The sequence below is a fragment of the Mesorhizobium sp. WSM4849 genome, assembly GCF_055811385.1.
The window spans coordinates 20,586-34,245 of sequence record NZ_JBVVPW010000017.1 but is presented as its reverse complement, the minus strand read 5'-3'; the positions used below and the strand labels follow the sequence as shown (position 1 = coordinate 34,245).

Sequence of the window (13,660 nt, the reverse complement as noted above, 5' to 3'; positions counted from 1 at the left end):
GTTCGCCGGCGGCTCGGCTTGTGCGAAAAAAGCCCCGTTCGAACCGGGGCTTTCCTGGATTCGCAAAAAGGGAGCGCCGGCTATTCCGCCGGTGACGGTTTCTTCCGGAACAGCGCGACCAGATTGTCCCACAACTCGATCTTGGCGCCCTGTCGCTTCATGATCACGCCTTGCTGGATGATCGAAAGCAAATTGTTCCAGGCCCAATAGATGACCAGGCCGGCCGGGAAGCCGGCCATCATGAAGGTGAAGATGACAGGCATCCAGGTAAAGATCATAGCCTGCGTCGGGTCCGGCGGCGTCGGGTTCATGCGCATCTGCAGGAACATGGTGATCCCCATGACCAGCGGCCAAACGCCAATCATCAACATATGCGGCAGGGTGATCGGGATGAGGCCGAACAGGTTGAAGATCGAGGTCGGGTCTGGCGCCGCCAGATCCTGGATCCAGCCGAAGAACGGTGCGTGCCGCATTTCGATGGTAATGTAGAGCACCTTGTAGAGCGCGAAAAAGACCGGGATTTGCAGCGCCACCGGCCAGCAGCCGGCGAGCGGATTGATCTTCTCGGTCTTGTAGAGCTCCATCATCGCCTGTTGCTGCTTCATCTTGTCGTCCGCGTATTTCTCGCGGATCTCGAGCATCTTGGGCTGCACCTTCTTCATGTTCGCCATCGACGCGTAGGACTTGTTGGCGAGCGGGAAGAAGAGGGCCTTGACGATGACGGTGGTGGCCAGGATGGCCAGGCCGAAATTGCCGAAGAATTTGTAGAGCGTGTCGATAAGATAGAACATCGGCTTGGTGATCCAGATGAACCATCCCCAGTCGATCAAACGGTCGAACAGCCTGATATGGCGATCTTGCGCATAGGCGTTGACCTTGGCGACTTCCTTGGCGCCGGCGAAGATCTCGGTCTCTACCGTCGCCGATTGGCCGGCATCAACATTGATCGGGTCGGTGAGGAAGTCGGCCTGGTAGCGGGGGCGGCCATCCTCGAAATAGGCGTAGCGCGGCTGGAACGGCTGCTTCTCGGTCGGCACCAGCGTCACCGCCCAATATTTGTCGGTGATGCCCAGCCAGCCATCGGTCGACTTGCCCGGCGTGAACTGCTTGTCCTTCTCGACGGCCGCGTATTTGTGTTCCTGCAGCCCTTCCGTTCCGGTGACGCCGATCAGCCCCTCATGCAGCACGTAGATGCTGGCAACGGCAGGCTTGTCGAAGCGGGTGACACGGCCGTAATTCGACAGGGTAACGGCGGTCGAACTCGAATTCTGCACCGTGTCCGAGACCGTGAACATGTAGTCGCTGTCGACGGAGAAGGTGCGCTTGAAGGTCAGGCCCTTGTCGTTGGTGAAGGTCAGCGTGACCGGCGTCGCCGGCGTCAGCGTCGCATTGCCGTCGACCGTCCACGTCGTTTCCGGGCCCGGCACCGCGCCGGTCTTGTCGCTGCCGACAAAGCCGATCTCGGCATAGTAGCCAGTAGGCAGCGCCGCCGGGTTGAGCAGCTCGATCTCGGGCGAGTTCTTGTCGACCGTCGTCGTGTAGTGCTTGAGCTTGAGGTCGTCGAGACGGGCACCGGTGAGATTGATCGAGCCCTCCAGGCTGGGTGTGTCGATCTTGACGCGCTTGGTCGACGCCAGCGCCTGCTCGCGGCCGGCCGGCGTCGTGCCTTCGGTTCCCGGTGCACTAGGAATGGCACCTTGCTTCGGCACCGGCGTTTCGCTGCCACCCGGACTGGTGCCTTGGGCCGCCTTCTTCTGCTCCGCTAGCCGCTGCTCTTCGATACGGGCCGCCTCGCGTTGCGCCTCGCTGTGCGGCAGCACGTAAAAATACTGCCAAAGCGACAGGATCAGCACCGACAGCGCGATGGTGATGAAGAAGTTCCGGTTGTTTTCCATCGAAAGCCTTGGCCTATCGTGTTCCGCGCAGTCGGCGGGAGAGTTCGGCCTTCAACTGGCCGAACGGAATGGTAAGCACATCTTCGCGCCCGACGATGACATAGTCATTGCCAGGCTTCATGTCACCCGCGGCATGCGTGCGCACGGCTTCTCTCAGTCGCCGCCGGATGCGGTTGCGGGCGACTGCGTTGCCGACTTTCTTGGTGACCGTGTAGCCGACGCGAGGCGCCTCTGCGTCGCTGCGGTCCAGAACCTCGACGAGAAAAAGCCGCCCGCGGCGCTTTTCGCCACGCCGGACGGCCAGGAATTCCGCGCGCTTCAGAAGCCGCTTGGGATGTGCTCCCACTGGCTTGCCGGTTGCGGGCAACGATCTCGTCTTCCGTTCAGGCGCTGAGCCGCTTGCGACCGCGGTTGCGGCGGGCTGCGACGACGCCACGACCACCCTTGGTGGCCATGCGGGCACGGAAACCGTGCCGGCGTTTGCGGACGAGTTTGGACGGTTGGTAGGTACGCTTCATTTGTTTTAATACCGCGGGGTGCGGCCCTTCTTGATTCTGTCACTCTGTAACAGGAGCTTTGCCCGGCCGGTTTTGGCGCGATCGAAACCGCGCCGGGACGAATGGCCCGAGCGTGAGCGGGCTTATAGAAAGAAGGGTTTTGGAAGTCAATCCGGCGCCGACATCCGGCACCGTCAATCCGATGGCTGAAGTGATGGCCGAAGTCCGGGCGGCCTTATCCCGTATTGGGACGAAGGATGAAATTGGCAAAAAAGCCGAAAATAGCCTAATCTCGCTCGATCAAGTGATCGTGAAGAAAAAAGCAGCATGAGTGAAATCCTATCCGATGAAAGGACCGATCGGGCGACGACCGCCGCCCGGAGGGTGCCGTTGTCGCGAGGATTGTCGACCAAGCTCCTGCTGCTCACCATCGGCTTCGTGCTCCTGGCCGAAATCCTTATCTTTCTGCCCTGGATCGCCAGCTACCGGATGAGTTGGCTGAAGGAAAGGCTGAGCACCGCTGCGGCCGTCTCGATCGTGCTGGTGCAGGGAGAGCCCGCCTCGCTGTCCCGCGCCGCCCAGAACGATGTGCTGATGGCGATCGGCGCCAAGGCGATCGCCGTGCGCGACGGGGGTGTCTCGCGGCTTCTGGTCGTGGCTGAGATGCCGCCGCAGGTCGACGAGCATATCGACATCGCCAACGTCGGCCTGGTCGAGGGCATGACCGGCGCTTTGGACACGCTGTTTTTCGGCGGCGAGCGGATGCTGCGCGTTTTCGGCCCGGTCGGCGATAGCGACAAGGAATTCGAGCTGATCATGCCCGACTACAGCCTGCGCAATGCCATGCTCATCTATTCGCGCAACGTCGCCTTCGTCTCGCTGCTGATCTCGCTGTTCACCGCCATGCTGGTCTATGCCGCCATAGACCTGATCATGATCGGCCCGATCCGGACGATGACGCGCTCGATGCTGGCCTTCTCCGAGGCGCCGGACGACCCCGGACGGATCATCCACCCTGCCGCCCGCGCCGACGAGATCGGCGTTGCAGAGCGTGAGCTCTCGCAGATGCAGGAGCGGCTGCAAAAGATGCTCTCCGAGCAGAAGCATCTCGCCGACCTTGGCCTCGCCGTGTCGAAGATCAACCACGACATGCGCAATATCCTGGCGTCGGCGCAGCTGATGTCGGACCGCTTGCGCCAGGTCAAGGACCCGACCGTGCAGGCCTTCGCGCCGAAGTTGCTGCGGGCGCTCGATCGCGCCGTATCCTATTCGGAAGGTGTGCTCGCCTATGGCCGCACCCAGGAGCCGCCGCCCTCGCGCCGCAGGCTCAGGCTGCGCCAGCTGGTCGACGACGTCCACGGCCTGCTCGACACCGAAGGCGGCATCGAATTCGTCAACGCCGTCGATCTGGCTTTCGAGGTGGATGCCGATTCCGATCAGCTTTTTCGCGTGCTCACCAATCTTTGCCGCAACGCCGTGCAGGCGATGGCGGCGGACGCGGAAAGTGCGGTGGTACGCCGGCTGGAGGTGTCGGCCGAGCGCGTCGGCAGCGTCAGCCGCATCACGGTCACCGACACCGGCCCCGGCCTGCCGCCGAAGGCGCGCGAGAACCTGTTCGCGGCGTTTCGCGGCTCGGCCCGCAGCGGCGGCACCGGCCTTGGCCTGGCGATCGCCTATGAATTGATCCGCGCCCATGGCGGCACGGTGGAGCTTGTCGAAAGCAGAGGCGGCCGCACCACATTCGCGGTTACCATTCCCGACCAGCCGGTCCGGCTCGACCAGGCCCGCAACGGCCTGCGCCGCCCGGCCTGATCCTTGCCCCGCCCGATCCTCGTCAAGGCACAACAGCAAAACTTTTGCCGGATCGGCTTGCTTTTCGGAAATTCAGTCGCTAGGGAACACGTCACATCGCGGCCGGTCGTCAAGGATCGGATCGCGGGCCATGCAAAGCATGGCCTGTTGCGCGCCCGTAGCTCAGCTGGATAGAGCACCAGACTACGAATCTGGGGGTCAGGAGTTCGAATCTCTTCGGGCGCGCCAATAATCTCAAAAGCTTAGCCAAGTTGCACCGTTTCAAATCAGCAAACTGAAACGGTTTTTGAAACGGTTTTGTAGTTTCGGATAGTGCAGCGCGCGATTGAGCGGGCGCAGCGAAAGATCGGCAACGCCTCTGTGTGAACAGTTCACGTCCTGACCGCTCAGGGGCCGAAAGCTGCCTGCCTGCGGCCATCGACGATCAGCGTCGCCAGATAGCCCTCTAGGACCTCGACCACGGTCGCTGGATCGCAGATGCAATCCACTTCGAGCTCGAAGGCCGGCCCATGCGAGACCGCTTACCGTTACCGCCCGGCCCCCTGTGGTCCTCGTCTCGCCCTCCATGAGAGTACGAACATAATTTAATCCTTGCCTTGCGACCGCCCAACGGCTATTGTCGTATGAACGTAATTCAAAACTTCAGGAGCTTATGATGACAACAACTCCGCAGGTTGCGCTCGTAACAGGCGCCACCTCAGGCATCGGCAAGGCCACAGCGATCGCCTTGGCCGCCGCAGGTTTCCAGGTGATCGGAACCGGCCGCAACACCGCAAAACACACCGCGCCCGCCGGGGTGAGCTACCTGGACCTCGACGTGACCCGCGACGAATCGGTCGCCTTAGCGGTCAAGCAGGTGATCGACCGGTTCGGGCACATCGACGTCCTGGTCAACAACGCCGGCGTTGGCACAACCGGCGCAGCCGAGGAGTTCTCGATCACCCAGACGCAGGACATCTTCGACATTAACGTCTACGGCGTCATGCGGACGACCAAGGCGGTCCTGCCGCACATGCGCGTCCAAGGCCGCGGACGCATCATCAATGTCTCCTCCCTCAGCGGGTTCGTCCCCAGCCCGTTCATGGCCCTCTACGTCTCGACCAAGCACGCGGTCGAGGGCTACTCCCAGTCGCTGGACCACGAGGTTCGCGATTACGGCGTCCGGGTCCTGCTCGTCGAGCCCGGCCCGATCAACACTCCGTTCGCAGGCCACAGCGTGGAGGCCGATACCGCCATGCCGCTCTACGCGGCGGGACGGCGCAACTACGACGAGCTGCTGGAGAAGAACCTCAGCAGCGGCGACGACCCCGCCGTCGTCGCCAAGGTGATCGTCGCGGCGGCCACCGACCGGAACCCGAAACTACGGCGCACCGCCGGTACGACCGCCCGGATCATCAACGCGGTGCACCGCGTCGCCCCGGCGCGGATCTTCGACCGCGTCATCCGCAGATTCAACCGGATGCCGAGCTGATCGCTGCCGAGATCCACTAACCAGTCATTCGCAGGTCTACCGAGGAGAGTCATGCAGCAGCAGAGCCAGCAGACGGCCCGCCACCACGCACCGTACATCACCAACGGCGGGCTCCCCGAGCCCCACGACTCGAAAGTGCAGACCGCGAGGATCAACGTCCCGGCTCTCCTTGCCAACGCTGCACACTGACCTGGCCATAGTAGTATCCGGAGCGCAAGCCCGGCTGAGATAGAGGAACGCATGGTGCGTTACACGAAAGAACACAAGCAGGAGACAAGGCAGCGGATCATTGCGACGGCCGGTCGACGGCTCAAGCGGGACGGTATCGACGGCTCCGGAGTCGCGACGCTCATGAAGGACGCGGACCTGACCAACGGCGCCTTCTACGCCCACTTCGAATCCAAGGACAGCCTCGTCGCGGAGGCGGTCACCGACCAACTGCACACACTGCACGCGAACATCGTCGAGCTGGCGGAGCCCGGCCCGGCCGGGCTCGAACAGCTCGTGCGCTGGTACCTGTCGGCCCACCACCGGGACAATCCCGGCGACGGCTGCCCCAACGCCGCCCTGCTCGACGAGATCGGGCGCAGCGCGGACGCAATCAGGCAGGCGTACACCGACGGCGTGCTGGTCGTCATCGACGGCCTCGCCGCCCGCATGGCACCCGAAGATCCGCCCTCGGCCCGCGTGAAGGCGCTCAGCCTCCTCGGCCTGATGGCCGGGACGCTACAACTCTCCCGCGCCCTGACCGACCGACAGCTCTCCGACGACCTCCTCGAGCAGGGCCTCCGCAACGCCCTGGCCCTGGTGGACGCCGAGCTCCGACCATGACCTTCATTTCTGCGATTACCCCCCCGGCACTCCCGGCGACGTCGCCCTCCATCAGATAGGAACACGATGACCGAGCAACCCTTCAACCCACAGCTGCGAGCCGCGCGGTTCCTTCCCCGCACCATCATCAACGCCCGAACGCTTCCCGCGCTCCGTGTCCTCACCAAGCTCACCGGGATCACTCGGCGGCCGGACGCGCAGGTCGTATCCGTGAACGCCGATGTGTCAGTACACGTCTTCCGCCCGGCTTCGGCCCGGCCTCGGACTCCGGCACTGTTGTGGATCCACGGCGGCGGAATGGTGCTCGGCGACGCGGCGCAGGACAGCGGCTTCTGCCGCCGGATCGCCGATCAGCTCAACATCGTCGTCGTTTCGGTGGAGTACCGGCTCGCGCCCGAGCACCCGTTTCCGGCGCCGCTGGAAGACTGCTACACCGCGCTGCAATGGCTCGCCCGCCAACCCGACATCGACCCCGCACGCATCGCCATCGGTGGCGCCAGCGCCGGCGGTGGTCTGGCCGCCGCGTTGGCGCTGCTGGCGAAGGAACGCGGCGAGATCCGTCCGGTTCTGCAACTGCTGTCCTACCCAATGCTGGATGACCGGACCACCACCCGCACCGACATCGACCCGCGGCGGCTCCGCCTCTGGAGCCCCGCAAGCAACCGGTTCGGCTGGCGCGCCTACCTCGGCCCCGCCACCGCGGACGGTAACGTGCCCCCGCTGGCCGCGCCGGCCCGCTACGACGACCTCTCCGGCCTGCCGCCCGCATGGATCGGCGTCGGCACCAACGACCTGTTCCACGACGAGGACGTCACCTACGCCCGGCGGCTGCAGCAGGCGGGCGTCGCCAGCACCCTGCACGTAGTGCCCGGCGCCTACCACAACTTCGACGCCATCGAAGCGAAAGCCGCCATCTCCCGGGCCTTCGTCAAGGCCCAGACGACGGCACTGGACGAAGCACTCAACGGCGGCTGAACGGACATACACGACAGGTCAGCCTCGCGCGCCTACCTCGCGCGGCTGAAGGAACGCACGACGGGGCGCGACATGCCGGCCAGCCCGGGGACGTACCGCGCGAGCCGACCGCCCTGCGCCGCTGGGGCCTGCAGGCGCCCGCCGAGTGGTCGTCGGCGGTCGGCCCAGGTGCTCATCGTCCACGGCGACAGCGACCGGCTGGTGCCGCCCGCGAACGCCAGAATCGGGGCCCCTCGGCGACGTTGGCACATACTGGTGCGGCTAAGCCCGTAGAGGTGGCGCAAGCCGAAAGCACGGTGCGAGGCCCGCTTCGGGTCGGATGCGGCGAGAAGAGCGGGGGCCGGGTGGTAACGGAAATAGAGCTGCGCCCGCTCGACCGGCGTGATGACCACCGCCAGGCATTCAACGCCTTTCTCACGCAGGGCCGGCTTGAGTTGCGCCATCGCCGCGACATGGCTCCGGCAGAACGGACAGTGTAGGCCTCAACCGCTGCACGGCGTAGCCCTATCCGCTCCGGGCGGATCAGCATTGTCGGCAATCGCCTCTCCGAGGTAGAGGGTCTGCTCGGGGACGCGCGCTCCAACGAAGGGCCGGACGTGAGATTGGCTGATGGCTACGTGACGATCGGGCGCGGGAAAGCCCCTGCAGGCAGCACAGACGTATGGTTGGTTCGCTACGACCCGAAGGTGATCGAGGTGCCGGTCGCACGTGGCGAGAACAAGGGTCACAGACTGCCCCATTCTCACGTCGTCCGCGATCTGGTGAAGCTGGGCCAGTGGAGCGGGGGAGAGGCCACGCTGGCGGTGCCGACTCGCGCCGGCTCGCTGCGCACGGCGATATTGGTGCAGGAGAAGAACGGCGGCCCTATCATCGCAGCCAGTACCGACTGACGTTCTGTGAAATTGTCGCAATGATTGACAGGGCAGATAGTTAAATAAAAGCAGATAGTTATCGGGGGAATGATCTCGTGTCAAAGCCACACAGGGAGGCTGTCCCCCTCGTCGATTTCCGTTCCCGCGATGGGCGGCCTCAAGATCTCTTGAGGCGCCCTTTTGCCGACGGCATTGGCGGGTCTATGCCACGACCCATCCACTAGCCGCGCATCATCTACTGCTGTGAAATGTCGGCAACGGCGAGCTAACTCGTGTGCTTGTGGGACATCAATTGATGCGCAATGATGCGCGGACGATCGAGGCCTCCATCGGCGAGCCAAGCGTCGGTGCTTGCTGCAGCTTCCTCGATCAACTCGTTCGTATGAGAGAAATCATAGGGCGATCCGACCAGCGGACACAGTGGTGGCACGACAAAATAATCAATGCGGTCGTCAAGCCCTTGCAATTCGGTCATCAACTGCCGTGCAATCAGCAAGGTCAGTGCATGCAGCGCGTTTGCAACCGCCCCGACGGGGGGCTTGTCGAGCGCGCAGGCAAAACCGGTGGGCATGACGATCAGGCGCTGCGCGCCGTGATCGACTGCTACCTTGATCGGCGTGTTGCTCGATACCGCGCCGTCGGCAAGATAGAGATCATTGAATTGCACCGGTGCGAAGGCCGCCGGTATTGCGACACTCGCCATGATGGCTTGCGCGGCTGAACCTTTCGACAGCACGACGGTTCCGCCCGACAGTATGTCGGTCGCGACGACGTAGGCCGGGATGCTTGCGTCCTCGAGGTTGCGGTAGGGGAGATGACGGTCGACGAGCCCCTGAAGCGCGTCCGACGCGACGAGGAAATCCCGCCGACGCAAGAATCCGACCATCGTCCGCCATGTCAGCGGAAACACGTCGTTCCGACGCAATCCGCGCCAGATCGTCTCCAACTGCCGGACTCCTTCAATCGTTGGGTTGCCCGCGTAGTAGGCGCCGTTCAGCGCGCCGACGCTTGAGCCGACAACCATATCCGCTGAAATGTCGAGGCGCGCGAGCGAACGCAACATACCGACTTGAATGGCGCCAAAGCTGCCCCCGCCTGCAAGGACAAACGCCGTTTTGCGTCGAGCGCCATCGCTGGGCATGGGTACGGCCCCCTTAGCCTATGCGCGAGCTATGCGCACGGACCCCGCGTAACGTCATCCAGCCATGCTCGGCCTCGATGAAGACAGCGATTCTGTCTGGCTGCACGGCGTCGTCGATTGCGAGAGCGGTATCGTACATCAGGCGCTCCTGTATCTGCAAGCGCCGCGCGCAGCGGGGCAATCGAGTGAAGTCGCGCGTGGAATTCAGTCGCCAGCTCCTTGGGCGCCGCCGTCTTACAAGGTCGCGTTGACGACCAAGGATGGGGCGCAGAGGGAGCTGATGTAAGTCGCCAAGCAACCTGTTTTGCCTGCATACGATAGGTTTTTGGTATGGAAACGAAAGACACAGAGCATTTCTCTTTGTGCGCCTGGCCAGTGACACTCCCGTCATACCCCGCCCCATACGTTGGGCCCACGGAGGAGAACTGGACATGGCCTATGAAGTGATTGCGTCCCACACCTGGCTTGAGCCATTGCTCCTCGCCCTTGTCCTGCTCGGCTCCACTGCAGCGTTCGCCGAATTCGGTCTGCTCGCCCGTTGGCAGAACAACGGCAAGGTGCCGGCCATCCTTTACTCGACCGATATCCTGCCGGCTGCCATGGACGAGCACACGACGTGAACCGGCGGCCTTTCGCGCCGCCACCAGTCCGCTCAGGTACGGAACGTCGAATCGTTCCCGGAGAATATGAATGACCAGCGTCGAACAGACTGCCCCTACCACGCTACGCATGGTCGCCGCTGACAGTTGGCGATTCGGACTCATAGCTCTCATCGCTTTCCTTACGCTTGTCGATCTCTTCGCCACGCAGGCGATATTGCCGTCGCTGGTGATAAAGTTCGGGGTAAGCCGCGCGACGATGGGCTTTGCGGTCAACGCGAGCACGTTCGGCATGGCCATTGCCGGCATCGTCGTTGCGCTGTTCGGCCGCAACGTCGATCGGCGCAACGGGATCTGGATAAGCCTTGCGGTGCTCGCCATTCCGACGACGCTGCTTTCGATGACCGACGACATCACGACATTTGCCCTGCTGCGGGTCGCGCAAGGGCTCTGTATGTCGACCGCCTTCACGCTGACCGTGGCCTATCTCGCCGAGCATTTTTCGCCAGCGCAGGCGACCGGCGCGCTCGCCGCATACGTCACCGGAAATGTCGCCAGCAATTTCTTCGGCCGTATCATGTCGGCGGCGGTCGCCGATACGTTCGGCATCTCGACCAACTTCCTGACCTTCGCGGCTCTCAACATTGCGGGCGCATTGCTTGTCGCGCTGACGCTTAGGAAGACGGAACGGATGATGGCGACCGGCGGCGCGATGCCTGGTATGCACGCTTGGACCACGCATTTCAGAGATCGCCAGCTGCTCCATTCTTTCGCGATCGGCTTCCTCATCCTGTTCGTTTTCATCGGCACGTTCACCTATGTCAACTTCCAGCTCACCGCCCAGCCGATCAGCCTGTCGCCGATGGCGCTCGGCCTCGTCTATTTCGTGTTCCTGCCATCGATGATCACGACGCCGCTGGCCGGCCGCGTCGCCAGGCGCTTCGGCCCGAAGAGCGGCATAGCGCTGACGCTTGCCCTGGCGATCGCAGGGCTTGCCGCGCTGCTGTCGACCAGCCTGTCCGTCGTGCTTGCTGGCATGGCGCTGGTCGCGGTCGGCACGTTCCTCGCCCAGGCGATTGCAACAGGCCATGTCGGCCGCACTGCCAAGCGCGACAAGGCAGCGGCAAGCGGGATCTACCTCGCCTCCTACTATGCTGGTGGTCTCGTCGGCGGTTTTGTCCTCGGCCAGGTCTTCGACCGGTTGGGATGGACTGCGTGCGTGGCGGTTCTCGTCGCAGCCCTGATCGCCGCGATGGCACTCGCACGCGTGCTGACGGCCCCGAACAACTAGTCAGCGGGATCGCCTGCGGCGGCGATCGACAGCGGCCTTTGTTCCGCGGTTCGGCCGTAACCTTGCTGCCCAGAGGCCACGTTGCGAGATCGCTATCATTTCAATGTCCAAACGGCATTTCCGATCCTTTGGCAGGCCGGCCACACTGCTTTTCTGAAACGAGCTACCGGAAGGAACCGGCTGCAGTTGCCTGGAGAGCCAGGAGAACCATGATGCTTCGAGGAAAAACAGCACTTGTGACGGGTTCGACCAGCGGCATAGGCCAAGGCATTGCAGAGGCATTCGCGGCCAAAGGCTGCAATATCGTCCTTAATGGCTTCGGCGACACCAAGGAAATCGAGAAACTGCGGGATGGCATCGCAAGCGAACACCACGTGACAGTCCGTTACGACGGCGCCGACATGAGCAAGGGAGACGCCATCACGGCCATGATGGACAAGGCGATCGCCGAGTTCGGGGCGGTCGACATCCTGGTCAACAATGCCAGCATGTTGCGCCGATCGATGAATTCCCCGTCGAGAGATGGGAAGCCGTTGTCGCAATCGACATGATGGCGTCGTTCTACACGATCCGACGCGCGCTCAGTGGAATGAAGGAACGCAAATGGGGCCGCGTCATCAATGTCGCATCCGCGCATGCGCTGGTCGCCTCGCCCTTCAAGTCGGCTTACGTTGCTGCCAAGCACGGCGTCGCCGGCCTGACCAAGACGGTCGCACTGGAGGGTTGCCGAGCAAGGGATCACCGTCAACGCAGTGTGCCCTGGCTACGTGCTGACGCCGCTCGTCGAAAAGCAGATCCCCGAAACCTCCAAGGCGCGCGGCATCACCGAAGAGCAAGTGGTGAAAGACGTATTGCTCGCTGCGCAGCCGACCAAGAAATTCGTCACCGTAGAGCAGGTCGCTGCGCTTTGCTTGTTCCTGGCATCGGAGGAAGCAGCGTCGATCACGGGCGCGATCCTGCCGATCGAGGGCGGCTGGACTGCACATTGAGGCGCCCCTGCGCGTTCCTCGGACGCGCAGCAAGACGCCCCAGCAAATTGAATCTGCACTCGATCTTGCCGGCAGAGCGATCCGCTCTTCGGGATCGTACGCAAGCAAGCAAGGACAGCAGCGATGAACAAGATGACCCGAAATCTCCCCGAGGCGAAGGTCACCGTGCTGCCGATGGCCGACCACGCGGCGAAGCCGCAGACGGTCTTGGTGCTGCAAGGCGGCGGCGCGCTCGGCGCCTATCAGGCCGGCGTCTACCAGGCTCTGGTCGAGGGCGGCATCAATCCGGACTGGGTGATCGGCACCTCGATCGGCGCCATCAACGCCGTGCTGATTGCAGGCAACAAGCCCGAAGATCGTCTGCCGCGGCTGCAGGAATTCTGGGATCAGGTCGGCAAGGGCAGTCCGCTCGACCTGATGTGGTCGGCGCCTTTCTTTGGCAACGCCTTTGCCAACATGAATACCATCGTACGCGGCATTCCGGGCTTCTTTGAGCCCAATCCGACCGCGCTGTTCGGCGTCAACCACGCGGCGGGTGTCGAGCGCGCGTCCTACTACACGACCGATCCGCTCAAGAAGACCCTGACCCGGCTGGTCGACTTCGACTACCTCAACGAGAAGCACACACGGCTGACCGTCGGCGCCGTCAACGTCAACACCAGCCCGCTTAAATACTTCGACACGCGCGAAATGGACCTCGGTCCGGCGCACGTCATGGCGTCGGGGGCGCTGCCCCCGGCCTTCCCGGCGGTCTGCATCGATGGCGAGCCTTATTGTGATGGCGGCGTCTATTCGAACACGCCCATCGAAGTCGTGCTCGACGAGTGGCCGCGCCAGCGACTCGCTCATCTTCGCCGTCAACATGTGGCAGCCCTCCGGCTCCGAGCCGCAGACCATCTGGCAGGTGATGGGCCGCCTGAAGGACCTGCCATATGCCAGCCGCGGCAAGAGCCACGTCGCCCGCCAGGAACAACTACATCGGCTGCGCCACGTCGTGCGCGAGCTAGTCAAGCACATTCCCGAATCCGAGCGCGACGATCCGATGGTCAAGGAACTCGCCTCCTATGGATGCAGCACAATCATGCACCTAGTGCGGCTCTTGTCGCCGCGGCTCGACGGCGAGGATCACACCAAGGACATCGACTTCACCCGCTCCGGCATCCGTTCGCGCTGGCAAGCCGGCTACGCGCATGCCGAGCGCGTGCTGTCAGAAAAACCGTGGGAGTGCGACGTCGACATGCTGCAGGGCGTCGTGATCCACGAATCGAACGAATGAAAACCATCCGG

General features: G+C 63.3%; 13 protein-coding genes, 1 tRNA gene and 4 pseudogenes. 12 read left to right on the top strand and 6 right to left on the bottom strand.

All coding sequences use genetic code 11. From position 1 onward, the window contains the following. Positions 1 to 80: 80 nt before the first annotated feature. From yidC to rpmH, 3 genes are read right to left on the bottom strand one after another with little or no spacing between them, the layout of a single operon-like run. Positions 81 to 1,895, bottom strand: a complete 1,815-nt coding sequence (gene yidC, locus AC0L3L_RS20065; protein ID WP_473638859.1) for a membrane protein insertase YidC — start codon at positions 1,893 to 1,895, stop codon at positions 81 to 83. Positions 1,896 to 1,908: 13 nt separating this feature from the next. Then, positions 1,909 to 2,262: a ribonuclease P protein component gene (gene rnpA, locus AC0L3L_RS20060; protein WP_473488441.1), complete on the bottom strand. Its 354-nt coding sequence runs from the start codon at positions 2,260 to 2,262 to the stop codon at positions 1,909 to 1,911. Between the two features lie 16 nt (positions 2,263 to 2,278). After that, positions 2,279 to 2,413, bottom strand: coding sequence for a 50S ribosomal protein L34 (gene rpmH / locus AC0L3L_RS20055; RefSeq protein ID WP_008833937.1), 135 nt, complete (start codon positions 2,411 to 2,413; stop codon positions 2,279 to 2,281). Between the two features lie 112 nt (positions 2,414 to 2,525). Here rpmH and AC0L3L_RS20050 point away from each other — a divergent pair, with 112 nt between their 5' ends. The 6 genes from AC0L3L_RS20050 (at position 2,526) to AC0L3L_RS20025 (ending at position 7,481) form a co-directional block, all read left to right on the top strand. Further along, positions 2,526 to 2,723 (top strand): hypothetical protein, encoded by a 198-nt coding sequence (locus AC0L3L_RS20050; RefSeq protein ID WP_473638858.1) that lies wholly within the window; start codon positions 2,526 to 2,528, stop codon positions 2,721 to 2,723. Further along, complete coding sequence (locus AC0L3L_RS20045) at positions 2,720 to 4,204, top strand: ATP-binding protein (RefSeq protein ID WP_473638857.1); 1,485 nt, start codon at positions 2,720 to 2,722, stop codon at positions 4,202 to 4,204. The genes AC0L3L_RS20050 and AC0L3L_RS20045 overlap by 4 nt, the downstream gene beginning before the upstream one ends. Positions 4,205 to 4,355: 151 nt before the next feature. Then, a tRNA-Arg gene (locus tag AC0L3L_RS20040) sits at positions 4,356 to 4,432 on the top strand. Positions 4,433 to 4,856: 424 nt separating this feature from the next. Then, positions 4,857 to 5,675: an oxidoreductase gene (locus AC0L3L_RS20035; protein WP_473527053.1), complete on the top strand. Its 819-nt coding sequence runs from the start codon at positions 4,857 to 4,859 to the stop codon at positions 5,673 to 5,675. Between the two features lie 240 nt (positions 5,676 to 5,915). Continuing rightward, complete coding sequence (locus tag AC0L3L_RS20030) at positions 5,916 to 6,506, top strand: TetR/AcrR family transcriptional regulator (protein ID WP_473488484.1); 591 nt, start codon at positions 5,916 to 5,918, stop codon at positions 6,504 to 6,506. Between the two features lie 66 nt (positions 6,507 to 6,572). Then, positions 6,573 to 7,481: an alpha/beta hydrolase gene (locus tag AC0L3L_RS20025; protein WP_473638856.1), complete on the top strand. Its 909-nt coding sequence runs from the start codon at positions 6,573 to 6,575 to the stop codon at positions 7,479 to 7,481. A 272-nt stretch (positions 7,482 to 7,753) separates the two neighbouring features. Here the strand turns inward: AC0L3L_RS20025 and AC0L3L_RS20020 are convergent. Further along, positions 7,754 to 7,963 (bottom strand): annotated as a pseudogene (locus tag AC0L3L_RS20020) (redoxin domain-containing protein); the annotation flags it as partial. A 24-nt stretch (positions 7,964 to 7,987) separates the two neighbouring features. Between AC0L3L_RS20020 and AC0L3L_RS20015 the strand changes: the two are divergent. Further along, positions 7,988 to 8,371, top strand: a complete 384-nt coding sequence (locus tag AC0L3L_RS20015) for a DUF1223 domain-containing protein (RefSeq protein WP_473613716.1) — start codon at positions 7,988 to 7,990, stop codon at positions 8,369 to 8,371. A gap of 247 nt (positions 8,372 to 8,618) precedes the next feature. Here the strand turns inward: AC0L3L_RS20015 and AC0L3L_RS20010 are convergent, their stop codons facing one another. Both AC0L3L_RS20010 and AC0L3L_RS20005 read right to left on the bottom strand, forming a co-directional pair. Continuing rightward, positions 8,619 to 9,494, bottom strand: coding sequence for a patatin-like phospholipase family protein (locus AC0L3L_RS20010; protein WP_473488486.1), 876 nt, complete (start codon positions 9,492 to 9,494; stop codon positions 8,619 to 8,621). Between the two features lie 13 nt (positions 9,495 to 9,507). After that, positions 9,508 to 9,885 carry a GTP cyclohydrolase I gene (locus AC0L3L_RS20005; protein ID WP_473638855.1) on the bottom strand — a complete coding sequence of 126 codons (378 nt, stop codon included), beginning with the start codon at positions 9,883 to 9,885 and terminating at the stop codon, positions 9,508 to 9,510. A 40-nt stretch (positions 9,886 to 9,925) separates the two neighbouring features. Here AC0L3L_RS20005 and AC0L3L_RS20000 point away from each other — a divergent pair, with 40 nt between their 5' ends. From AC0L3L_RS20000 to AC0L3L_RS19980, 5 genes and pseudogenes are all read left to right on the top strand, one after another. Then, a complete protein-coding gene (locus tag AC0L3L_RS20000; RefSeq protein WP_473488488.1) occupies positions 9,926 to 10,114 on the top strand; it encodes a hypothetical protein in 189 nt (62 codons plus the stop codon). Positions 10,115 to 10,184: 70 nt separating this feature from the next. Continuing rightward, a complete protein-coding gene (locus AC0L3L_RS19995; protein WP_473527057.1) occupies positions 10,185 to 11,384 on the top strand; it encodes an MFS transporter in 1,200 nt (399 codons plus the stop codon). Beyond that, positions 11,300 to 12,045 (top strand): annotated as a pseudogene (locus tag AC0L3L_RS19990) (SDR family NAD(P)-dependent oxidoreductase); the annotation flags it as partial. The gene AC0L3L_RS19995 and the pseudogene AC0L3L_RS19990, both read left to right, overlap by 85 nt. 73 nt (positions 12,046 to 12,118) lie before the next feature. Further along, a pseudogene (locus tag AC0L3L_RS19985) lies at positions 12,119 to 12,373 on the top strand (SDR family oxidoreductase); the annotation flags it as partial. Positions 12,374 to 12,547: 174 nt separating this feature from the next. Further along, positions 12,548 to 13,649: pseudogene (locus AC0L3L_RS19980) on the top strand (patatin-like phospholipase family protein). Positions 13,650 to 13,660: the final 11 nt, after the last annotated feature.

Coding starts and splice junctions, on each gene's coding strand:
- yidC (WP_473638859.1), bottom strand. CDS start 1,895: ATGGAAAACAACCGGAACTTCTTCATCACCATCGCGCTGTCGGTGCTG.
- rpmH (WP_008833937.1), bottom strand. CDS start 2,413: ATGAAGCGTACCTACCAACCGTCCAAACTCGTCCGCAAACGCCGGCAC.
- AC0L3L_RS20045 (WP_473638857.1), top strand. CDS start 2,720: ATGAGTGAAATCCTATCCGATGAAAGGACCGATCGGGCGACGACCGCC.
- AC0L3L_RS20035 (WP_473527053.1), top strand. CDS start 4,857: ATGATGACAACAACTCCGCAGGTTGCGCTCGTAACAGGCGCCACCTCA.
- AC0L3L_RS20030 (WP_473488484.1), top strand. CDS start 5,916: ATGGTGCGTTACACGAAAGAACACAAGCAGGAGACAAGGCAGCGGATC.
- AC0L3L_RS20025 (WP_473638856.1), top strand. CDS start 6,573: ATGACCGAGCAACCCTTCAACCCACAGCTGCGAGCCGCGCGGTTCCTT.
- AC0L3L_RS20010 (WP_473488486.1), bottom strand. CDS start 9,494: ATGCCCAGCGATGGCGCTCGACGCAAAACGGCGTTTGTCCTTGCAGGC.
- AC0L3L_RS20005 (WP_473638855.1), bottom strand. CDS start 9,885: ATGACGGGAGTGTCACTGGCCAGGCGCACAAAGAGAAATGCTCTGTGT.
- AC0L3L_RS20000 (WP_473488488.1), top strand. CDS start 9,926: ATGGCCTATGAAGTGATTGCGTCCCACACCTGGCTTGAGCCATTGCTC.
- AC0L3L_RS19995 (WP_473527057.1), top strand. CDS start 10,185: ATGACCAGCGTCGAACAGACTGCCCCTACCACGCTACGCATGGTCGCC.